This window comes from Paraburkholderia sp. MM5477-R1 (genome assembly GCF_050436385.1).
Classification (GTDB): Bacteria; Pseudomonadota; Gammaproteobacteria; order Burkholderiales; family Burkholderiaceae; genus Paraburkholderia; species Paraburkholderia tuberum.
The window spans coordinates 1795190-1816443 of sequence record NZ_JBNDMC010000006.1 but is presented as its reverse complement, the minus strand read 5'-3'; the positions used below and the strand labels follow the sequence as shown (position 1 = coordinate 1816443).

Here is a 21254-nt window from a genome sequence, read left to right as displayed (position 1 = left end):
CGCGAACGGCCCAACGTCGTCATGCGCCGTATCGCTTTACCCGCACAAGCCGATCAGGCTCTCGCCTGATAGGCGTTGCACCATCCCGCGCCGCTCACCTGCTTCGCACCGAACAGCGCGCAAAGCGCGCTCGTGTCGGCTGGCTTGCCCTGATAAAACTGGCAATTCGAGCAGTGCTGGTTGGCGCTGAAGCGCGGATATTCCGCGTGATCGACACGCGATGCGTCGGTCCGGTAGCCGAGCGCCTGCGCGGCCGGATCGCCTTCCTGAAGCTGCGTGGGCGCGGCCCACGCAGTGCCGCCGGTCATTGCCAGCGCCGCGGCGCCAACGGTATGCACAATGAAGTTTCGTCGATTGGTTCGCATGTTCAATACACTCCTTTCACGACACCAGAACACGTTGCGGCGGTGCCATAAACTCCGGCCCTACCGGGTCCTTGACGAATTGCGAGACGATCGCGTCGATTTGCGCAAAGGCCTTGTCGTCGAGTCGCCAGCCGAACGCGGCTTCGAGTCCGTCCAGTTGCGACGGACGGCGCGCACCCCACAGCGCGATCGTCGGGCCGCGGTCCAGCACCCAGCGCACGGCAAGCGCAAGCACCGACTTGTCGAAGTTATCGCGCGCGAAGACGTTCAGTGCTTTCACAGCGTCGACATACTGCTGACGACGCGGCGCACGGAACTTCGGGTCATGTTGACGCAGATCGTCGCCCTCGAAACGCGTTTCGGCGCCGATGCGCCCTGCCAGCAATCCGCGGCACAGTGCGCCATAGGCGAGTGCAACCAGCCCATGCTGTTTCACATAAGGCAGCACGTCGCGGTCGATGTCGCGTTCAAACAGGTTATAAGGCGGCTGGGTGGCGGACAGCGGCGCCACGCGACGGAACGCGTCCATTTGCGCCGCAGAGAAATTGCTGACGCCAAGCGCGCGAACCTTGCCTTCCTTGCGCAGGTCGTCCAGCACCGCGGCGGTCTCTTCGATTGGCACGAGCGGATCGGGCCAGTGAACCTGGTACAGATCGATGTAATCTGTCCGCAAGCGCCGAAGTGTATCCTCTACTTCATGACGAATACGCTCCGGCGAAGCATTGCGAAATACCTTGCCATCCTGCCATTCGAGAGCGACTTTCGTCGCGATGACTGCCTTGTGGCGATATCCATCGGCCAGCGCTTTGCCGACGATTTCCTCCGACGCGCCGAAGCCGTACGCCGGCGCCGTGTCGATAAGGTTCACGCCGCTGTCGAGCGCCCGGCGGATCACCGCAATCGAGTCCTTCTCATCAGTGCCGCCCCACATCCATCCGCCGATCGCCCACGTGCCCAGGCCGATACGCGATACAGGCGTCGATAAACCCTCAACTTCAATTGTTTCAATAGTCATGCGATGCTCTCTGGTTAAAGCGCCGCATCCATGTCGAATACGGTCCGAGAAAAATGCGACGTGCCAAAAGGACGGGCAAGCGAGTCGATTATTTCAGCCGCATCCGGCGATCACAAGAAGGCACCTGAAGGTTCCATACTTTCCCCATGGAAACAAATTGCTACGACGGCCCTCACGCCGCCGAGAACCCGCAGAAGAAAACCGATGACCTCGCGCGCAACGTCATCGAGCAGATCGCCGACAAGTGGACGATCCTCGTGATCGATGCGCTGGGCACCCATGGCGAGATGCGTTTCTCGCGGCTACGCGACGAGGTGGGGGGCGTCAGTCAGAAGATGCTCACGAAGACCTTGCGGCAACTCGAACGCGACGGTCTCGTCACGCGCTATGTGCATCCCGTGATACCGCCTCGTGTCGACTATCAGTTGACGCCGCTAGGACGCAGTCTGCTCGACAAGATCTGTGGGATCTGGGACTGGGTGGAAGCGCATATGACGGAAATGGAATCGGCGCGACGGCAATTCGATCTCGGCGAAAAGCGTACCGATCGCGCGCCTTCGAACCGTGACGCGGAGTCCGGCTCACAAACGCGCCTGGAATAGCCGAACGCGTTCGCAGCGCGCTTGCCATGGGTGGTCGAGTCGCCGGTGTCTTCCTGAACCGTCTCAAGACACGCGAGGCCGGCCACGATCGATAGCGGCTGTTGCTCGGATTGAAGGCCACCATGAGCGAGGCCGAACTGCATCTCCTGCGTGCCCGGCTGGACGGGATATTCGCAACAAGGCCGCCCGTGGCGAATTGCGCCGCGGCCTGCCCACCGGGATGGGTGTGGGGCGAAGCCGACGGCGAGGTCAGGCTGCACCCCGACGAAGCCGTCGTCGGAGCATTGCGCACCGTGTTCGCACGTTTTGGTGAGGGTTCTGTCGCAGTAAGGCCTTCCACCCGTCTGATTTAAGTGAAGGCATGCACCAATGCGACGCTCGAGCTAGCGACGAAGTCTTTCGGACATCGATGAATTCATCGACCCCACGCGATGAGCCAAGGAATAGCAGACGCGAGAGAGGCCGCCCCCGACACTGTTAGCAGTCCAAGCACGATTTTCCGGAACGCGACTTCACTCATGCCCATGTAAAGCCGTGCGCCGATTACGGATGGGACGACCATTGCCGGCGCCACTACGGCAAACATTGGAAGGTCCGTTGCCGTAATCGTTCCGCTGAAAGCGTACGTGACCATGGTTACCGAAAGTATCGTGAGATTGAAGTTTTGAACGAGCCCGCGCTGATGATCTTTATCGAATCCACGAAGTACGCACCACAGGTTCGGAAATACACCTGCAAATCCCCCGAGGCCGCTCATGACGCCACCCAACAGGCCAACCACGCCGTCGGCCATGGGACCGCCGCGTGAGATTCGCGGCAATCTGGTGGCGAAAAACATGATTGGGCACCATAGCACCAGTAGGGCGCCAAGGAAGGCCTTGAACCGGTTGACGTCCAACACCGGGAGGAGCGCAGCGCCGACCGGAATCCCAATCAAGCCGCCCAGTATGAACGGCAAAAGATCCCGCCAGCAGATCCTTCGACGCACGGTGATAACCGACATGATCTGGCCGGTCAAGGCTCCAAAAATCGCTAGCGGGGCTGCGAGCTGTGGGTCGAGGCTCCATACCCATACGGACATTGCCACAAGGCCAAAAGCAAAGCCAGAGAGCCCCTGAACAAAGCCGCCCGCTGCAGCGCCTACCGCTACGACAATAACGGAGCTTACTGACATGGTAGCGGCCTTCTTCCTGGCTACGAACTGCGATTGATAGATTGCAACCAATGCACGGCATGCGGACCGACGATCAATCCCGTCGATTCAACCTATCCCGCTCTACGACCGAAGCAACCCGCGGATCGCGGCCGACAACCCCGCATCAGGCTTTTCAGGTGGCTTGGCAAAGCTGCCGATTTTCGGGCTGACCGGGCGCAAGCGGCAAAGCGTCTCTGCCTGGCAAACCGCGCTGGATACGCCATCGATGACAGGTACCGGAAGCCTGTCCGCGACCGTTCGCGCGAGACCCGCGAGCGGCGCACCGGCAAGGATTAGCACGTCAGCCCCGTCTTCCTGAACGGCCTGATCGCACAGATCCAGCAACATGGACGCATGGTCATCCTGGACCGTTGAGGCGTTGCGCAGTGGACGATCGAGATGGCGAATACCTGCCAGTCTGCTCAGCATGCCGTATCGATCGACGGTCTCGCGATACCAGGCGGTGATGCGCCGCGAGATGGCGATGATGCCGATGCGCTGGCCCATTTGCGCAGCCGTCATCAGCGCAGCCTCGGTCATGCCGACCACCGGCACGTCGAGCACTTCGCGCAGTTCGAGGAGACCCGGATCGCCGAACGCCGCGATCATCACTGCGTCGTGTTGTCCAATGCGCTCACCTGCGATGGTTGCTGCCGCGTGAGCACCGAGCAGCGCTTCAAACCGCGTTTCGATATAGGCGACCCCACTCGCCGCCGTTGCCATTTCAATTTGCGTCTCGCTGGCGGCAACATGCCGCGCTTCGGCCTCGATCAAGTCGGTCACGCCGATAGATATATTCGGGTTGATGATCAACAGTTTCATGTTCACTCTCGAAGGATGACTGTCCAGGCGCAGCCACGAGGCGGCGACTAGCCGAAGATCGCGGAAAGATCGACTTCCGTGTCTTCCGGCAGAGAGAGATCAAGAGTTGCCTCGATATGATCGAGATGCGTGATCGCTGCTGCTACCGCCGCAGTCAGATCGCCCCTCTGCATCAGTTCGACGATTTCCGTGTGTTCGTGATTCGGACACGCGGGCACGTTCGGGGAATCGAACAGCAGGATGATCAGACACGTCAGTGACGCGAGTTCCCGCATCAATTTGGTCAGCGGCGGGCTGCCGACCATCTCGGCGATCAGGAGATGAAATTCGCCAGACAGGCGAATGACGGCGTGCTTGTCGCCCTTGTCGCGAGCCGCCCTCTCCTTCGCAATATGCGCGTGCAGCCGGCGGAAATCGTCCTTGTCCGCGCGCTCGACCAATGTGCGAATCAGCGCTGGCTCCAGAATGCGGCGAGCCTGGAAGATATGACGTGCGTCATGCACCGATGGACTGGCGATATAAGCGCCGCGATTCGGAATAGTCGTCACGATGCCTTCGTGCGTCAGCCGGGCAAGCACCTTACGAATTTGCGTGCGGTTCACCTTGAATACGCCTGCCAGCTTCTCTTCCACCAGCTTCGTACCCGGGACGAGCCGGTGCTCCATCACGGCCGTCAGGATGCGCCTGTAAATGGCATCGAGCTTGTCGTCATCGACGCCCAGTATCTGTTCGGTGCTGCGCGCCTTGCGCGAGCGTGGCTCTTTCTCGGTCAACACTTCGGGCACCCTCGTCAAGCATGTTTGTGTCGATGCAATTGTAGATTGTCACAAAACAAATTGGAATTGTTCAACTGTGCACTGCCATTGTTCAGCAGCACCATGTGCGCGCTTAACAATACTCGGCCGCACCTGAAGAGTGCCGCCGACGCGTCAACGCTTGACTTCCGCCAAGGCGGCCACGCGAGGATCACGAACTGGCAGATACTGCGCCGGTCGCGGCTCACCCGCAATTCAGACCGCCGAGACGACTAAACCAGACGAAGATTGGCACATGAGTTGCTTTGTCTGTCACAACGACAATCTATTTTGTGACAAAAAAGGAATCTCCTGATGCAGCTTGCCCGTCTGTCTTTCTCTACGCTGAGGCGTGCCGCCCGGGCGCTCGTCGCACCCGTCATGATGGCCGTCGCACTCGCCCCGACCGCCGGCCATGCGACGGACGCCGATCCGGTACAGCTTGGATACGCGAAGTGCGCGCATTGCACGCCACTGTCGCTGACTCCCCAGTACGCAACTGGCGTGAAATTAACCGCGGTGCCGTTCAACACGGGCAACGACGTGCTTACCGCGCTACTGTCGAAGAGCATCGACATCGCGCAGGTCACCTACCTCCATTACGTGACCGCACTCGACAAGGGGTTCAAGGTCGTGGCTGTCTCCGGCCAGATCAACGGCGGATCGCGCATTCTGGTAGCGAACAGCCTTCCGGTTCAGCCGGGCGACTGGGACGGCCTTAAAAAGCTCATCATGGAATACAAGAAGGAAGGCAAGCCTTTCCGCGTCGCCGCCTCCCGCGGCAATGCGCAGGATATCCATATGCGTGGCGCGTTTCTAACGCACGGCATCGATATCAACAAGGACGTTCAGTTCATCAACATTCCGAATCCGTCCGATCACGCTTCAGCGCTCCGCCGTGGTGAGGTCGAACTGATCACGTCGGTCGAGCCGTTCGCGACGCAGATCAGTGCCGTGAAAGCCGGCAAGTTCTTCGCCTTTCCGTACGACCAGGCTGCGGGCAAGCTGACCAACCTGATCGTCACGCGCCCGGACGTGATCGAGACCAACCCCCAGGGGGTGCTCGAAACAGTCCGTGCCATCGTCAAGGTCGATGAACTGATGGCGGGTAACAAGCCGCTTTTTATCGACACGATCCAGAAAGTGACCGGTCTCGACAAGGAGATCGCGACGGGTGCGGTACAGAACCTTGATCCGGACTACAAGATGTATCGCACCTCGGCAGTGGCCATTGCCAAAATGATGCACGACCTGAGGTACGTCAACTCGGACGTGAGCGACGCGGTCCAGAAGAACCTCGACTACAGCTTCCTGGAGAAGGTGACCGGCAAGCCCAAGGCTCAACTCGGCTATTAATTCGGATCGCGTGATGACATCGATAACTTCATCGCGTTTCTACCGGCACATCGAGCGGGGCATTGTCCCGGTACTGCTGATCGCCGGCTGGGAAGCGTTCTCACGCTCAGGCATCCTACCGGCGGCGCTGCTGCCCGCGCCTTCGCAGGTGCTGATCGCCTGGGCTGACTGGATCTTTTCGACCGATGGCAACACTCAGACCTATTCGGGCCACTGGATCTTCGACATTGCGGCGAGCGCCGGCCGCGTGTTCGCGGGGTTTGGAATCGCCACGGTAATGGGTGTCGCAATTGGCATGGCGATCGGGTGGTCGCGATCGGTCGAGTCGCTCGTCGAGCCGACATTGCAGACGCTGCGCCCGGTTCCGCCTGTTTCATGGATTCCGCTCGCGATCATCTGGTTCGGCATCGCCAACAAACCGGCGATCTTCCTGGTGTTCATGGGCTCGTTCTTCCCCATACTGCTGTCGACGATCCATGGCGTCAAAACCTGCGACCGTAACCTGCTGAGAGCGGGCGCGATGACGGGCGGCACGGGCTCCATGCTGCTGCGTCACATCGTCTTCCCGGCGGCACTTCCCAGCATCTTCTCCGGTCTGCGCATCGCCATTGGCTCCGCGTGGATGCTGACGGTGACCGCTGAGATGGTCGCGGTCAAAAGCGGCGTCGGCTATGTACTCTGGGACGCCTACTACTTCCTTCGATACGACGTCGTCATCGCGTCGATGGTCAGCATCGGCCTGCTGGGCTTCCTGAGCGACTACGTGATCAAGGCAATCTCCGGGCGCGTCCTGCGCTGGCAACGGGGTTCCACACTGCAGGCACGGGAGCGCTGAAAACATGGCACTTATCACAATCGATCGCGTCTCGCGCACCTTCGAAGACACAAAACGCAAGCAGACCGTTACCGCGCTCGATAACGTCAGCCTGAGCGTCGAGCGCAACGAATTGCTGTGTCTGCTCGGCCCAAGTGGCTGCGGCAAGTCGACGTTGCTCAACATGATTGCGGGCTTCGACAAGCCTACTGCGGGCACCGTCAGCGTAGGCGGTTCGGTCGTCGAGGAGCCCGGCGCCGACCGTGGCGTCGTCTTTCAGCAAGCCAACCTGATGCCATGGCTACCCGTGTGGGAAAACGTCGCCTTCCATCTGAAGATGCGTAACGTGGGGAAGTCCGAGCGACGCGAGCGTGCACAGCGATACATTGAAATGGTGGGGCTGAAAGGCTTCGAAAACCATTTCCCGAGCGAGTTGTCGGGAGGTATGAACCAGCGGGTCGGCATCGCGCGTGCGCTCCTGATGAATCCGGAAGTGATTCTGATGGACGAGCCATTCGGCGCGCTCGACGAGCAGACCAAGATGGATATGCATGCCGAACTGATCCGGATCTGGCGCGAGAGCCGCAGCACGATTGTTTTTGTGACGCACGGAATCGACGAATCGCTTGCACTCGGCACGCATGTCGCAGTGATGTCGGCGCGGCCGGGACGCATCCGCGAACTGCTGCCCATCGAGCTGGAACGGCCTCGCGATCCGACCAGCGCGACATTCAACGACTACAAGCGCCACATCCTGTCCTTGCTGCGTCCCGAAACCGTGGCGGAGCTGGTTTGATGACAACCTTTGTCACAGGAAGCAGCGGCTTTGTCGGACTGGCGCTGACCGAGCGGTTGCTGGCCGAGGGCGAAACGGTCATCGGCTTTGATTGCAGCGCGCCGCGCGATGCCGCGTTGCGCGCGTTCGCCGCCCTGCCCGGCCGCTTTGTTGCCCTGACCGGCGATACCCGCGACATCCGTGCGCTGACAGATGCGATGCGTACGCACCGGCCATCGCGTCTGGTCACGCTGGCAGCGATCACTGCGGATGCCGCCCGCGAGCGCGCCATGCCGCAGACCATCTTTGACGTCAACGTCGGCGGCGCACTTGCCGCGCTCGCTGCGGCAGCGGCAGTGGGCGTCGAAAGGATGGTGCATGGCAGCTCCGGCTCAGTCTACGGTGCCAGCGGCCGGCAGAACACGCATCAGCTTAGCGAAGATCTGACGCCGCTGTTACCCGAGGCGCTTTACGGCATCTCTAAGCGAACCGCTGAAGAAGCCGTGCTGCGGCTTGCACGGCTGCATGGGCTCTCGCTGACCATTGGCCGTATCGGCACATGCTTTGGACCCTGGGAAGCCGACTCGGGCGTGCGCGACACGCTTAGCGCACCGCTCCAGGTACTGGAACGGGCACGCAGAGGCGAGACGGTCGTGCTGCCGCGCACTCATCGCCGCGACTGGCTGTACGTGCGCGATGCGGCGGCAGCGCTGGCTGCATTGCTCGCGCAGTCAGCGCTTGCGCACGTCGCATACAACGTGGCAGCAGGTTTCGAATGGAGCGTTGCCGACTGGTGCGACCGGCTTGCAGCAAGGTATTCCGGCTTCGATTGGCGGATCGCCCGCGAAGGCGACGTGCCCAACATCGATTACTACGCGGACTACGATCGCGCGTCGATGGATATTACCCGCCTTCTAAACGACACCCCATTCGTCCCGCAATACGACCTCGCTGCCGCGGAAGCGGACTTCGATCGATGGATAAAACGCTGATTCCATGAACGCCAAACCGCATTTGACTGCAAGCCTGAGCATGGAAGGCAAGGTCTGCATCGTGACGGGCGCCGCGTCCGGCATCGGACGCGCCATCGCGCGTCAGCTCGCCGCGAACGGTGCGGTTGTCGTGATTGCGGACATAACGACCGACGTCATCGAAGGCGGTGAGCCGACTGCGACATTGATTGTTCGCGACGGCGGCATAGCACACTTTATTTTTACCGACGTGAGCGACACGGCCCAGGTCGATGCACTCGTTGCGCAGACAGTCGCGCGTTTTGGCCGGCTGGACGTGCTGGTGAACAATGCCTGCATCCGGCATGCGCGCCCCCTGCTCGACATGGAAGAGGCCGACTGGCAGCGCGTGCTCGACGTGAATCTGACTGGCGTCTTTCGCTGCAGCCGCGCCGCCGTGCGGCAGATGACCGGCCAGCCGCCGGTAGATGAAGTGCGCGGTCGCATCGTTAATCTGTCGTCGCAACACGGCATGATCGCGGCGCCGGGGGATCTCGCTTACGGCACCGCGAAAGCCGCGATCGACTACATGACGCGGCAGATCGCAACCGACTACGCGCCCCACGGCATTGTCTGCAATGCCGTCGCACCCGGCAAGATTCAAACCGGTGCTAGCGGCCGCGCAATGGATCCCGTGGTGCTCGATCGCGCGACCCGGCGAACGCCGTGGCCGCGCCTCGGTCACCCGGACGACATTGCGCGCGCCGTTCTTTTCCTGGCAAGCGATCTCTCCACGTTCACGACCGGCACCACGCTGATGGTCGACGGTGGCTGGATGGCCGCATGAGCGCACACGACGATCTGCACGCTCCACTCGATCTGCTGATCACCGATGCCACGCTGCTGCTCGCAAATGGCCAGGCGCAGCGGGCGTCGCTCGGTATTCGAGGCGCACAGATCGCGTATATCGGAAGAGCGGCCGGCGCGGCGCCGCCCGCCGCTCGGCGCGTAGTGCCGCTTCCGGGACGCGTCATCACGCCCGGATTCATCAATACGCACTACCATGCGGGGCTGAACTTCGTGCGCGGCGTCGCGGCGGACTGCGGGTTTGCGCCGTCGTACACGCCCGGCTTACCGCAGGCGTCCTGGCTCACGCCCGACGAAGCGTGCGTGCTGTCGCGGTTCGGCGCGCTCGAAGCGTTGCAAGCGGGATGTACAACGCTCGTCGATAGTTTCGTGCATGCCGAGGCCACGGTCGAAGGCATCGCCCAGACAGGCGTGCGCGTCTTCGCGAGCCAGCGTCTGGCCGACGTCGATTTCACGTCGTTATTGGCGGGCGAGCGGCGGTTTGAACGCGCCCGTGGCGAGCGTCAGCTCGAACGCGCCGAAGCGTTCGTTGCACGATGGGCGGGCTGCGCCAACGGACGAATCCAGACCCACCTGACTGCTCACGCGCCCGATACCTGTTCGATCGACATGCTGAAGGATGTCGATGCGCTAGCCCGCCGCCTGAATCTGCAGGTCAGCACGCACCTCGCGCAAAGCGCAGAAGAAGTGGCGTGGGTTCGAGCGCAGTATGACCGCTCGCCGGTCGAACTGCTCGATGAACTCGGACTGCTCAATGAGCGCCTGCTGGCCGCCCACTGCATACACGTCAATGACACGGACATCGCACTGCTTGGCAAGAGCGGCGCACACATCGTCCATATTCCATTGGGCAACGCGATATCTGGACGCCTTGCGCCGACGCGCCGCCTGATGGAAGCAGGCGCGTCCCTGTGCCTCGCCACCGACACCATGCATGGCGACATGATCGAAGCCATGCGCTGGGCGCTCGCCATGGGCCGCCTTCAGGGAGGCGGCGTGGACAGTGACTGGCAACCTCACGATGTCTTCTCGATCGCTACGCGTCACGGTGCGTTGGCGCTCGGCTGGGGCGATCGCCTCGGCGAGATCGCGCTCGGCCGTCTCGCTGATCTGGTCATTCTCGATTTTCGCCGCTCACATCTCACCCCGTGCGTCGATGCGCTCGGCAATCTCGTTCACAACGCGAGCGGTGCCGACGTCGAAAGCGTCATCGTCAATGGCGAGTTCGCCGTCAGCGACGGGCACGCTCTGTTTGTCGATGAAGACGCCGTTCGCGCGGAAGCCCAAGGCGTCTGCGAGGCCGTCTGGCGACGCTGCGACACCCCACGGCGTCCCTATCCACCTGCTTCAGGTATCCACTCATGAGTCAACGCATCCGGCTGGGTATTCTCACGCCCTCTTCCAATACTTCGCTTGAACCGCTTACGCAGGCAGTTGTGGCCGCCCTTCCCGGCGTCAGCGTTCATTTCGCCCGCTTTCCGGTTACGCAGATCGCACTTAGCCCCGACGCGCTCGCCCAGTTCCAGCGCGACCATATCCTCGATGCCGCACGGCTGCTCGCCGACGCGCATGTCGACATGATCGGCTGGAGCGGCACGTCTGCAGGCTGGCTTGGCTTCGACCAGGACGAAGCACTGTGCGAGGCAATCACCGAGGCCACCGGCGTGCCGGCGAGCACCTCGGTCCTCGCGCTAAACCGCGCGCTCGGTGCCCTCAAGATCCGCCGGCTCGGGCTCGTGTCGCCGTACCTCGCCGACGTTCAGCAGAAGATCATCGCGAACTACGCGGCACGCGGCATCGATGCGTCGTGCGAAAGCCATCTCGGCATTCAGGACAATTTCGCCTTCGCTCTGGTGGACGAACCGACGTTGGACCGCCAGGTGGCCGACGTGGTCGCTGCCGGCGCAGAAGCCGTAACGACTTTCTGTACCAATCTGTATGCCGCGCACCGTGTCGTTCATTGGGAACAGCAGCACGGCGTGCCGGTGCTCGACACTGTGACGACCGTCGTTTGGGACATGCTTCGCCGCCTTAACGTGGACACTCGCCGCATCGACGGCTGGGGCCGACTTTTTCGGGAAATCTGATATGCCTGCCTTCGATACTGTCATTCGCAACGCACGCGTGGTCACGGCCGCGGACATCTTCAGCAGCGACATTGGCATCCGCGATGGCCGGATCGTCGCCCTCGGACTCAGCCTGGACAGCGGCGAGCGTGAAATCGACGCCGCCGGCCGTCACGTGACACCGGGCGGCGTCGATAGCCACGTGCACTTCGACCAGCCAACCGGGGACGGCTCCATCATGGCCGATGACTTCCTGTCCGGCACGACATCCGCAGCGTGCGGGGGCACGACCACGGTGATTCCGTTTGCCTGTCAGCAGAAGGGACACACGTTGCGCGAAGCGATCGACGATTACCACCACTGCGCCGGCGCGAAAGCCGTGATCGATTACTCCTTCCACATGATCATTACGGACCCGACGCCTCACATCCTCAAGGAGGAACTGCCCGCGCTGATCGCCGAAGGCTATACCTCCTTCAAGATCTACATGACGTACGACGCGCTCAAGCTGAGCGACCGGCAAATGCTCGATACGCTGTCGGTGGCGCGCAATGAGGGTGCGATGGTGATGATCCACGCGGAAAACGCCGACTGCATTGCCTGGCTGACGGAGCGCCTGCTCGAAGCGGGTCATACCGCGCCACGCTATCACGCGACGTCGCGACCGATGCTCGTCGAGCGCGAAGCCACCCATCGCGCAATCGCCTTCGCCGAACTGGTCGACGTGCCGATTTTGATCGTGCACGTGTCGGGCCGGGAGGCCGTCGAGCAGATTCGCTGGGCTCAAAGCCACGGTCTGAAGGTCTACGGCGAAACGTGTCCGCAATATCTATTTCTCACCGCCGACTCGCTTGGCTGCGACGACAGTTTCGAAGGCGCCAAGTGCATCTGCAGTCCGCCACCGCGTGACAAGGCGAGCCAGCAGGTGATTTGGGACGGCCTCGAAAACGGTTCGTTTGAAGTCTTCTCGTCCGACCACGCGCCGTTTCGCTACGACGGCCCAGATGGCAAGAAAGCGCACGGCGAGAACGTTTCGTTCGATCAAGTCGCCAACGGTATTCCCGGTGTCGAGACGCGCATGGCTTTGCTGTGGTCCGAAGGCGTTCGTCAAGGCCGCATCACGCCGCAAAGCTTTGTCGCGCTGACGTCGACGAATGCAGCAAAACTGTATGGGCTGTATCCGCGCAAGGGGAGTATCGCGATCGGCGCCGACGCCGACCTCGTCATCTGGGACGAAGGGCTTGAATTCGAGATCAAGAACGAAAACCTTCATCATAACGTCGATTACACCCCATACGAAGGCATCCAACTGAGCGCGTGGCCCGCCCTCACGATGGCGCGCGGAGAGGTAGTATGGGACGGGCAGAAGCCTTGCGGGGAATCGGGACGAGGCCAGTTCCTGCCTTGCGCGCGACCCGATCCGGCGAAGCCCCGGCGGCGCAAGACGCTGTTGCCGCTTTGATTATCCGCCTCGAAGTCCGGGGGCTCGCGCGGCCCTGCCTCGCGTGTCTAGCACTTCAAGCCATGCGCTCTCAATTGTCCACATCGCGCATTTTCGCGCCAGCGCGGGCGATAGGCGCGTGCAGTTGTCGCCGGTCAGGCCAGTGTCTCCGTCCCTGAGAAGGGACGGATTGAACCGCTGACGAGCCGCCGCCTGCACGTATGGGTTGTTGCATTAAAAGGCCAGACTTAGAACCCTTAACAAAATGAACGAAGGGGCTGTTAAGGAAGGTCTGCATAACCCCTCTTTCGGAGCGCTGACGTTTTAGTGTCAGCACGAAGAATACGGGCTTTGTCGCATTAACGCGGGGGAGGTAAACTTCGAGGCTGATGAAAACGCTTCGTTCGCACAATGAAGAAGACACTACACCACGAACTATGCTTGCTCCGGCCGTCGCCAAGGTTCTGAAGCGGCTGCACTATCCCTTTGAAGTGATGCTGTTGTGCGTGCGGTGGTACGTGGCCTACTCGCTGAGTCTTCGGAACCCTGCGGAAAATGCTGGCTGAGCGCGACATTGAGGTCGACCATTCGACGGTACATCGCTGGGTCATCAAGCTGGTGCCGCTGTTTGAAAGACGTTTCGCAAGTACAAGCGTCCGGTCGGCAAGAGCTGGCGGGTTGATGAAACCTATATCAAGGTCAAGGGCTCGTGGAAATATCTTTACCGCGCAGTGGATAAGGCGGGCAATACCATTGACTTTCTGTTCAGAGCAAGGCGGGATAAGCCTGCTGCGCGGCGTTTCTTCAAAAAGGCAATCGGTCAGAACGGTTCGCACGAGACGGTGACCATCGACAAAAGCGGCCCCGCGCTTAACGCGGTCAATGCCGAGCGCGAGATGCCCGTCAAGGTTCTTCAGATCAAGTATTTCAACAACATCGTGGAGCAGTACCGTCGGGCCATCACACGCCGAACCCGACCGATGCTCGGATTCAAGGATCTCAACTGTGCGCCTGTCATTCTGAGTAGCGTCGAATTAATGCACATGATCAAGAAAGGACAGCTGCAATGTTCTGGCAACAGCCCGCTGTCTGCCGCCTAGCAATTTTACTCGTTGGTTTCATAAGCTATCAGAACAGCCCGTTGGCAGGATTCATATGCGGCAACACCCAGCGTCTTACTCGCTAAAGCAGAGCAGTATTTGACCACTCTGATTTCAAAACGAAGTGATGCAACGACTGGTGCCGCGCGCTGACACGTTCAGGTTCGAGGTGGGCGGCCAGCGGCTCCACGCTTTTACGCCGCAACGGCAACATCAAGCCTTGGCAGTATCCCACCAGCCCAGCGTTGCGATCGCTGTGCCCGAGTGCCTCGCAAAGATGCTCCAGGTACTCATCGAACGACAATTTCCCGACCATCGCTTCCTCATGCCACGTCTGAAGGAGTTTCTGCAATGGCATGAATTTATCGACAGAGTAAAGTTAGTCCTTCACGGATCCGCAAGCGGCCTGGATATCGAAGGGTCAAGCGCCCAGTCGCTGTGCAGCGCATCGATAATCGCCCGCGTGATGCCGGGCCGGTCATATGACGCGCGCTGGATCATGCCGACCGTGCGCAACACCGGCGGATCCGAAATCGACAGCACGCGTAGTAACGGATCGTTTTGCCAGTTGCCGCGATGCAGAAGCGGCAGCACCGTGACGCCGACATTTTCGCGCACCAGCGCGACGATCGTCTCGATCGAGTTGAGTTCGAGGAATTCGTTGACCGTCACGCCGGCTGTCTGCAGTGCATGCTCGACGACGCGCCCGGTGCGCACCCGCCGGTCGAAGCGCAGAAAGGGGTGGCTGCGCAGGACCCTCTGCGGATCGTTGTCGCCGATTTCGCGGCTAACCACCAGCATCAGCGGCTCCGTGTATAGCGTCGTCCACTTCAGCGTGTCGGATAGCGTCGTGTCGGCATGCGCGACGATCGCCGCGGTATCGACCTCACCCGCCTCCACCATCCGCGCCAGTTCGTCGGAGCGTGACGACAGCAGCCGCACGTCCAGTTGCGGATGCGCGGCCTTCAAATGCGCGACGACCAGCGACAGCGCGCCGATCACCGACACCATCGCGCCGATGGTCACCGGCCCGACCATCGAACCCGCCGGCGTCGCCTCGAGTTCGGCCAGCAGGTCGAAAATCTGCTCGACTTTCGGCCAGATCTCTTGTCCGTGGCGGCTCAGCGCAATCTGCCGACCGCTGCGGTCGAACAGCTGCCGGCCCAGCGCCTGTTCGAGCCCGCGCATCTGCAAGCTGACCGCCGCTTGGGTCAGCGCGACGCTCCCGGCCGCTGCCGCGAATGATCCGGTCCGCGCGACGGCTCGAAAGGTTCTTAACATGCGGAGGGTCGGCATCGCTCATGCTCAAGGAAAAGTTAAGTATCGGTAAGAAATATTAATATTTTCCATCGTGAAGCGCACCACATACTTTCCGCCAGCACAGCCTTTGAACAGGACTAGCAGCACGATATGGAGTTTCCCAGCATGACCGATGCCGCCCGCCGACCGGTTCTGGAGGTCCGCGGCTTTTCGTTGAAGTTCTCGCGCGCCGCCGAGGTGCCGAACCTCGTCCACGACGTGTCGTTCTCAGTCGGCACTGGCGAGACGCTATGCATCGTTGGTGAATCGGGCTGCGGCAAGAGCGTGACGTCGCTCGCACTGATGGGGCTGCTCGCGAGTCCGCCTGCGCAACGCGTCGCCGGCACCGCGCACTTCGAAGGCAAGGACCTGTTCTCACTGTCGGAGCGCGAACTGGCCGACATTCGTGGCAACCGGCTGTCGATGATCTTTCAGGAGCCGATGACGTCGCTGAACCCGGCGTTCACGGTCGGCGAGCAGATCGGCGAAAGCATCCGGCGGCATCGCGATATCGGGCGCGGGCAGGCGCGCGAGCAGGCGCTCGAGATGCTGCGGCTAGTGCGGATCCCGGCGCCGGAAACCCGGCTCGATGCGTACCCGCATCAGCTTTCCGGCGGCATGCGCCAACGCGTGATGATCGCGATGGCGCTCGCGAACCGCCCGCGCCTGTTGATCGCCGACGAGCCGACGACCGCGCTCGACGTGACGATCCAGGCGCAGGTGCTGGCGCTCGTGAAACATCTGCAAGCCGAGACCGGCACTGCGATGGTGTTGATCACGCACGACCTCGGCGTCGTCGCGGAAGTCGCCGACCACGTGGCGGTGATGTTCGCGGGACGCATCGTCGAATACGGTACCGTCGCCGATCTGTTCGACGACCCGCAGCATCCTTACACGATCGGCCTGATGGGCGCAATTCCGTCGGTCGGCAAGCGCGAAGGCGCGCTCGCGACGATCCGCGGTTCAGTGCCGTCGCCCGAGTTGATGCCGCACGGCTGCCGCTTCGCGCCGCGCTGCCCGTTCGCCGAGCAACGCTGTATTGACGCCGCGCCGCCCGACAGGGTGATCGCCGGCGTGCATCGCGTCGCGTGCTGGCTCGCTCCGGTCGAACAGATCGCCGCGCCGCTATTGCGCAAGGAAATTGCATGACGACGCCCACTAAACCGACGCCGCACGCACACCCGGCCTCGAATTCGCCGACGCCGATCATCGAGGCGCGCTCACTGACAAAGCATTTTGGCGGTACGCGGCAGCTCTTCACGCGCACGCCAACCGTCTATGCACTCAACGACGTGTCGTTCGCGGTCCACCCCGGCGAGACGTTCGCGATCGTCGGCGAATCTGGCTGTGGCAAGTCCACGCTGGGCCGCTTGCTGCTCCGTTTGATCAACTCGACAGACGGCCGCATCTTCTATCAAGGCAAGGACATCACGCATCAGCAAGGCGCGCCGCTGCGGCGGCTGCGCCGCGAAATGCAGATCATCTTTCAGGATCCGTTCGCGTCGCTGAATCCGGGCATGACCATCGGCCAGATCGTCGGCGAGCCGATCGCATTGCACGGGCTCGCGCGCAACAACGCCGAGCACCGCGAGCGCGTCGCCCAACTGCTGCGCACGGTCGGCCTGCAACCGGCCTACGCGGACCGTTACCCGCACGAATTCTCCGGCGGCCAGCGACAACGGATCGGCATCGCGCGCGCATTGGCCGGTGAGCCGAAGCTGATCGTCGGCGACGAGCCGGTGTCGGCGCTCGACGTCTCGGTGCAGGCGCAGGTGATCAATCTTCTCGAGACACTGAAACAGGACCTCGGCCTCACGCTGATCATGGTTGCGCATGACCTCGCGGTGATCCGCCATATGAGCGACCGCGTCGCCGTGATGTATCTCGGCGAGATCGTCGAACTGGCCGATGTCGATGCACTGTTCGACGCGCCGCTGCATCCGTACACGCAAGCACTGCTGCGCGCGATTCCGGCGAGTAGCCCGCACGAGCGGCGTGCGAAGCCTTCGTTGTCCGGCGATCTGCCGAGTCCGACCGCGCCGCCTTCCGGTTGCCGTTTCCATACGCGCTGTCCGCATGCGAAGCCGTACTGCGCGCAAGCGCGGCCAACCAGCGAACGACTCGAGGACGGACGGCAGGTCGCGTGCCACTTCTGGCGCGAGATCCAGAACGCCGGCGGCGGCGCGCCGCTGGCCACGAGCGTCAGCCCGAAATTGATCGAGCGGCTCGCGATCTACCGCAACCGCCAAACGACGCTGGCCGCGGCCGGTGGCGACTGAGCCGGTGGTCGAGATGAAATTCCAGTGAAGAATCGAGCCGCGCGCCGCGCCGCTGCCCCTTCACCAAACCATTTTATGAATTGGAAACAAAGGGAACTCCTCATGCGAAGAATGTTGATTGCCGCAGCGCTCGCACTCAGCGCCAGCGCCGCGATGGCCCAGACCGGTCAGACGATACGGATCGGCTTGCAGGACGACATCGGTTCGCTCGACCCCGCTCGCAGCGTGCAGCTCGTCGACCGGATCGTGTTTGCGTCGATGTGCAACGCGCTGGTTGATATCACGCCCGATCTGAAGATCGTCCCGATGCTGGCAACGTCGTGGACGACGAGCGCCGACGGCAAGACGCTGACGTTCAAGCTGCGTCAAGGGGTGAAGTTCCAGGACGACGAGCCGTTCAATGCGGCCGCCGTCAAGGCAAACCTCGACCGCGACCGCACGCTGCAGACGAGCAACCGCAAGAGCGAACTCGCGTCGGTCGATCACGTCGACGTGATCGACGACTACACGGTTGCAATCGTGTTGAAGCAGCCGGACGCCGCGCTGCTCGCGACGCTGACCGACCGCGCCGGCATGATGCTCGCGCCGAAGACGTTCGCCGATCCGGCCGGCGTTGCCGCGCATCCGGTGTGTTCGGGTCCGTACAAGTTCGTTCAGCGCGTGCAGAACGATCGCGTCGTGCTCGAGAAATTCCCTGGCTACTGGGACGCCGACAAATACCCGATCCAGCGCGTGATCTTCTTGCCGATTCCGGACAGCACCGTGCGCCTCGCCAATCTGCGTTCGGGTTCGCTCGACATGCTCGAGCGCCTCGCGCCGTCCGATGTGGCGTCGGTCAAGAGCGACACCAACTTCAAGTTCGCGCCGGTCAGCGGCTTCGGCTACTACTACGTTACGTTCAACATCGGTAACGGCAAGCGCAGCAACGCGGTGCTGAGAGACAAGCGCGTGCGGCAGGCATTCGAACTCGCGATCGACCGCGACGCGATCAACCAGGTGATCGGCGCGGGTATCTTCGCGCCGGCGAATCAGGCGGTGCCGAAGTCGAGCCCGTACTACAACGCGTCGCTCCCAATGCAGCATCGCGACATCGCGAAGGCGAAGGCGCTGCTGAAGGCGGCGGGCCACGAGCACGTCGACATCGAGTTCACTTACCCGAACAACACGGTGTCGAGCCAGATCGTGCAGATGATGCAGGCGATGGTCAGCGAAGCCGGCTTCAACCTGAAGCTGCGGCCGACCGACTATGCGACCGAACTCAATGCCGCGCACACCGGCGACTTCGAGGCGATGTATCTCGGCTGGTCGGGCCGTGTCGATCCGGACGGCAACCTGCATCAGTTCAACACGTGCGCCGGCAACCTCAATTACGCGCGTTACTGCAACCCCGGAGTCGACCAGTTGCTCGACGCCGCGCGCGTGAAACTGACCACCGCGGACCGCAAAACAGAGTACGACGCGGCGTCGAAGCTGCTCGCCGACGATGATCCGATCATCTATGTCTATAACCAGCCGTGGCCGTTCGAACTGTCGAAGAAGGTGCAAGGCTTCACGCCCTATCCCGACGGCCTGATCCGCCTGCGCGGCGTCAGTATCAAGGGCTGACCGATCATGCTGCCGATCATTGCAAATCGCGTGCTGGTCGCCATTCCGACGCTGATTCTCGTGTCGATGCTGATCTTTGGCCTGCAAAAGCTGCTGCCTGGCGATCCGGTGACGGCCATGGCCGGCGAAGATCAGGATCCGCAGTTGATCGCGTCGCTGCGCGTCAAGTACCACCTCGACGAGCCGGTGCCGACGCAGTACGCGCTGTGGGTCCGTGACGTCGTGCATGGCGATCTCGGCGCGTCGCTGCGCACCGACGTGCCGGTGACGTCGCTGATCGCGCAGAAGCTGCCGGTCACACTACAGCTCGCGGCGATGGCGATGACCTTCGCGATCGGTATCGGTATTCCGGCGGGCGTCATCTCCGCCGCAAGCCGCGGCGGCGCGCTCGATTACGGCGCGAATATCTTCGCGCTATCCGGCATGTCGATTCCGAACTTCTGGCTCGGCATCATGCTGATCTTCATTGTGTCGGTGCGCTGGCATCTGTTGCCGTCGTCCGGCTACGTGTCGCCGACCGAAAACTTCTGGCTCAGCATCAAGACCATGCTGATGCCCGCTTTCGTGCTCGGCGCCTCGCTCGGCGCGCAATTGATGCGCCACACGCGCAGCGCGATGCTGAGCGTGCTGCGCACCGACTATATCCGGACCGCGCGTGCCAAAGGGCTGCTGCGCGGCACCGTCGTCATCAAGCACGCTTTTCGCAACGCGCTGGTTCCGATCGTCACCGTGCTCGCGCTGCTGTTCGGCGAACTGCTTGCGGGTGCGGTGCTGACCGAGCAGGTTTTCACGATCCCCGGCTTCGGCAAGCTCATCGTGGATGCCGTGTTCAATCGCGACTACGCGGTCGTGCAGGGTGTGGTGCTCGTCACCGCGCTGTGCTTCATCGTCGTGAACCTGTGCGCCGACGTGTTGTACGTCCTTCTCAATCCCCGACTGAGACGCAGCTGATGGCTACTCCCGCCACCCCCGTTCACGCATCGGCCGCTGCGTCGCAGACGACGGTACTGCCGCGCCGCAAGCGCCGCGGACTCGTGAAATTCATGCGCAATCGCGCCGCCGTGTTTGGCGCGGCGCTCGTGCTGCTCATCGTCTTCATGGCGGTATTCGCGCCGTGGCTGTCACACTACGACCCGGTGCAGGCCAGCTTCATGACCGTGCGGCAGGCGCCTTCGGCCGCGCACTGGTTCGGCACTGACGAACTCGGCCGCGACGTGCTGAGCCGTCTGCTATGGGGCGCGCGCGCGTCGCTGCTGGCGGGCGTCGTGTCGGTCTGCATCGCGGTCGTGATCGGCGTGCCGCTCGGCTTGCTGGCGGGCTATTTCGGCAAGCTCGTCGACGGCGTGATCTCGCGAATCGCCGATGCGTTGCTGTCGATTCCGTTCCTGATCCTCGCCATCGCGTTCGCCGCGTTCCTCGGACCGAGCCTGACCAACGCGATGGCCGCGATCGGCATCTCCGCGATGCCGCGCTTCGTCCGGCTGACGCGCGGCCAGGCGATCACCGTGAAGGCCGAGGAATACGTCGAAGGCGCGCGGGCAATCGGCCTTGGCCACGCACGGATCATCGTGCGGTACATCCTGCCGAACGTGCTGCCGCCGATCATCGTGCAGACCAGCCTGACGATCGCGACCGCGATCATCGCCGAAGCGAGCCTGTCGTTCCTCGGGCTCGGCCAGCTGCCGCCCGCGCCGTCGTGGGGTTCGATGCTCAACACCGCGAAGGATTTTGTCAGCCAGGCGCCGTGGATGTCGATTTTCCCGGGCATCGCGATCTTCCTGGCCGTGCTCGGTTTCAACCTGCTTGGCGACGGTCTGCGTGATGCGCTCGATCCGCGCGAGTCGTAACCGGATTCCATCACCGCTTCAATCGGCCGACTGCCCTCCCATCACTTTCGTTTGAGTTTTCA

General features: G+C 62.1%; 21 protein-coding genes and 2 pseudogenes. 16 read left to right on the top strand and 7 right to left on the bottom strand.

All coding sequences use genetic code 11. The annotated features are described in order from the left end of the window. Positions 1 to 53: 53 nt before the first annotated feature. Complete coding sequence (locus OKW35_RS26785) at positions 54 to 365, bottom strand: high-potential iron-sulfur protein (protein WP_184059819.1); 312 nt, start codon at positions 363 to 365, stop codon at positions 54 to 56. A gap of 16 nt (positions 366 to 381) precedes the next feature. Further along, positions 382 to 1380 carry an aldo/keto reductase gene (locus OKW35_RS26780; protein WP_184050441.1) on the bottom strand — a complete coding sequence of 333 codons (999 nt, stop codon included), beginning with the start codon at positions 1378 to 1380 and terminating at the stop codon, positions 382 to 384. 146 nt (positions 1381 to 1526) lie between these two features. Between OKW35_RS26780 and OKW35_RS26775 the strand changes: the two genes are divergently transcribed. After that, the gene (locus OKW35_RS26775; RefSeq protein WP_184050443.1) at positions 1527 to 1982 is read left to right on the top strand and encodes a winged helix-turn-helix transcriptional regulator; all 456 of its coding nucleotides are present in this window, start codon (positions 1527 to 1529) and stop codon (positions 1980 to 1982) included. A 122-nt stretch (positions 1983 to 2104) separates the two neighbouring features. Beyond that, positions 2105 to 2335 carry a hypothetical protein gene (locus tag OKW35_RS26770; RefSeq protein ID WP_221309100.1) on the top strand — a complete coding sequence of 77 codons (231 nt, stop codon included), beginning with the start codon at positions 2105 to 2107 and terminating at the stop codon, positions 2333 to 2335. 62 nt (positions 2336 to 2397) lie between these two features. On the opposite strand, the gene OKW35_RS26765 is transcribed toward OKW35_RS26770, so the two are convergent. From OKW35_RS26765 to OKW35_RS26755, 3 genes are all read right to left on the bottom strand, one after another. Then, positions 2398 to 3156 carry a sulfite exporter TauE/SafE family protein gene (locus tag OKW35_RS26765; protein ID WP_429553608.1) on the bottom strand — a complete coding sequence of 253 codons (759 nt, stop codon included), beginning with the start codon at positions 3154 to 3156 and terminating at the stop codon, positions 2398 to 2400. 102 nt (positions 3157 to 3258) lie between these two features. Next, positions 3259 to 3999: an aspartate/glutamate racemase family protein gene (locus OKW35_RS26760; protein WP_429553607.1), complete on the bottom strand. Its 741-nt coding sequence runs from the start codon at positions 3997 to 3999 to the stop codon at positions 3259 to 3261. Positions 4000 to 4046: 47 nt separating this feature from the next. Beyond that, complete coding sequence (locus OKW35_RS26755) at positions 4047 to 4775, bottom strand: GntR family transcriptional regulator (protein WP_429353541.1); 729 nt, start codon at positions 4773 to 4775, stop codon at positions 4047 to 4049. Between the two features lie 333 nt (positions 4776 to 5108). On the opposite strand from OKW35_RS26755, the gene OKW35_RS26750 reads away from it, so the two are divergent. The 9 genes and pseudogenes from OKW35_RS26750 to OKW35_RS26710 all read left to right on the top strand — a co-directional run bounded on the left by OKW35_RS26750 (position 5109) and on the right by OKW35_RS26710 (position 14162). After that, positions 5109 to 6149, top strand: coding sequence for an ABC transporter substrate-binding protein (locus OKW35_RS26750; protein WP_429353540.1), 1041 nt, complete (start codon positions 5109 to 5111; stop codon positions 6147 to 6149). Positions 6150 to 6162: 13 nt separating this feature from the next. Further along, positions 6163 to 6984, top strand: coding sequence for an ABC transporter permease (locus tag OKW35_RS26745; RefSeq protein WP_429553606.1), 822 nt, complete (start codon positions 6163 to 6165; stop codon positions 6982 to 6984). Between the two features lie 4 nt (positions 6985 to 6988). Further along, entirely contained in the window at positions 6989 to 7759 is a 771-nt protein-coding gene (locus OKW35_RS26740; protein ID WP_184050455.1) for an ABC transporter ATP-binding protein, read from the top strand. Next, positions 7759 to 8730 (top strand): NAD-dependent epimerase/dehydratase family protein, encoded by a 972-nt coding sequence (locus tag OKW35_RS26735; protein WP_184050457.1) that lies wholly within the window; start codon positions 7759 to 7761, stop codon positions 8728 to 8730. Before OKW35_RS26740 ends, OKW35_RS26735 begins: the two co-directional genes overlap by 1 nt. A 4-nt stretch (positions 8731 to 8734) precedes the next feature. After that, positions 8735 to 9535, top strand: a complete 801-nt coding sequence (locus OKW35_RS26730) for an SDR family NAD(P)-dependent oxidoreductase (RefSeq protein ID WP_260334937.1) — start codon at positions 8735 to 8737, stop codon at positions 9533 to 9535. Continuing rightward, a complete protein-coding gene (locus OKW35_RS26725) occupies positions 9532 to 10920 on the top strand; it encodes an amidohydrolase family protein (protein ID WP_429353538.1) in 1389 nt (462 codons plus the stop codon). The genes OKW35_RS26730 and OKW35_RS26725 overlap by 4 nt, the downstream gene beginning before the upstream one ends. Beyond that, positions 10917 to 11642: a maleate cis-trans isomerase family protein gene (locus tag OKW35_RS26720; protein ID WP_184050461.1), complete on the top strand. Its 726-nt coding sequence runs from the start codon at positions 10917 to 10919 to the stop codon at positions 11640 to 11642. Before OKW35_RS26725 ends, OKW35_RS26720 begins: the two co-directional genes overlap by 4 nt. A 1-nt stretch (position 11643) precedes the next feature. Further along, positions 11644 to 13083 carry a dihydropyrimidinase gene (gene hydA / locus OKW35_RS26715; protein ID WP_429553605.1) on the top strand — a complete coding sequence of 480 codons (1440 nt, stop codon included), beginning with the start codon at positions 11644 to 11646 and terminating at the stop codon, positions 13081 to 13083. Between the two features lie 416 nt (positions 13084 to 13499). After that, positions 13500 to 14162: pseudogene (locus OKW35_RS26710) on the top strand (IS6 family transposase). An 85-nt stretch (positions 14163 to 14247) separates the two neighbouring features. On the opposite strand, the pseudogene OKW35_RS26705 reads toward OKW35_RS26710, so the two are convergent. Both OKW35_RS26705 and OKW35_RS26700 read right to left on the bottom strand, forming a co-directional pair. Continuing rightward, positions 14248 to 14478, bottom strand: a pseudogene (locus OKW35_RS26705) (transposase); the annotation flags it as partial. Positions 14479 to 14549: 71 nt separating this feature from the next. After that, positions 14550 to 15458 carry a LysR substrate-binding domain-containing protein gene (locus OKW35_RS26700; RefSeq protein WP_429553604.1) on the bottom strand — a complete coding sequence of 303 codons (909 nt, stop codon included), beginning with the start codon at positions 15456 to 15458 and terminating at the stop codon, positions 14550 to 14552. Positions 15459 to 15587: 129 nt separating this feature from the next. Here OKW35_RS26700 and OKW35_RS26695 point away from each other — a divergent pair, with 129 nt between their 5' ends. From OKW35_RS26695 to OKW35_RS26675, 5 genes are all read left to right on the top strand, one after another. Further along, complete coding sequence (locus OKW35_RS26695) at positions 15588 to 16610, top strand: ABC transporter ATP-binding protein (protein ID WP_429553603.1); 1023 nt, start codon at positions 15588 to 15590, stop codon at positions 16608 to 16610. Then, on the top strand, positions 16607 to 17740 hold the full coding sequence (locus tag OKW35_RS26690; protein ID WP_184068790.1) for an ABC transporter ATP-binding protein: 1134 nt from the start codon (positions 16607 to 16609) through the stop codon (positions 17738 to 17740). Before OKW35_RS26695 ends, OKW35_RS26690 begins: the two co-directional genes overlap by 4 nt. A 102-nt stretch (positions 17741 to 17842) precedes the next feature. Further along, on the top strand, positions 17843 to 19345 hold the full coding sequence (locus tag OKW35_RS26685) for an ABC transporter substrate-binding protein (RefSeq protein ID WP_184068793.1): 1503 nt from the start codon (positions 17843 to 17845) through the stop codon (positions 19343 to 19345). 6 nt (positions 19346 to 19351) lie between these two features. Further along, the gene (locus tag OKW35_RS26680; RefSeq protein ID WP_184068795.1) at positions 19352 to 20296 is read left to right on the top strand and encodes an ABC transporter permease; all 945 of its coding nucleotides are present in this window, start codon (positions 19352 to 19354) and stop codon (positions 20294 to 20296) included. Next, positions 20296 to 21192: an ABC transporter permease gene (locus tag OKW35_RS26675; RefSeq protein ID WP_184068798.1), complete on the top strand. Its 897-nt coding sequence runs from the start codon at positions 20296 to 20298 to the stop codon at positions 21190 to 21192. The genes OKW35_RS26680 and OKW35_RS26675 overlap by 1 nt, the downstream gene beginning before the upstream one ends. Positions 21193 to 21254: the final 62 nt, after the last annotated feature.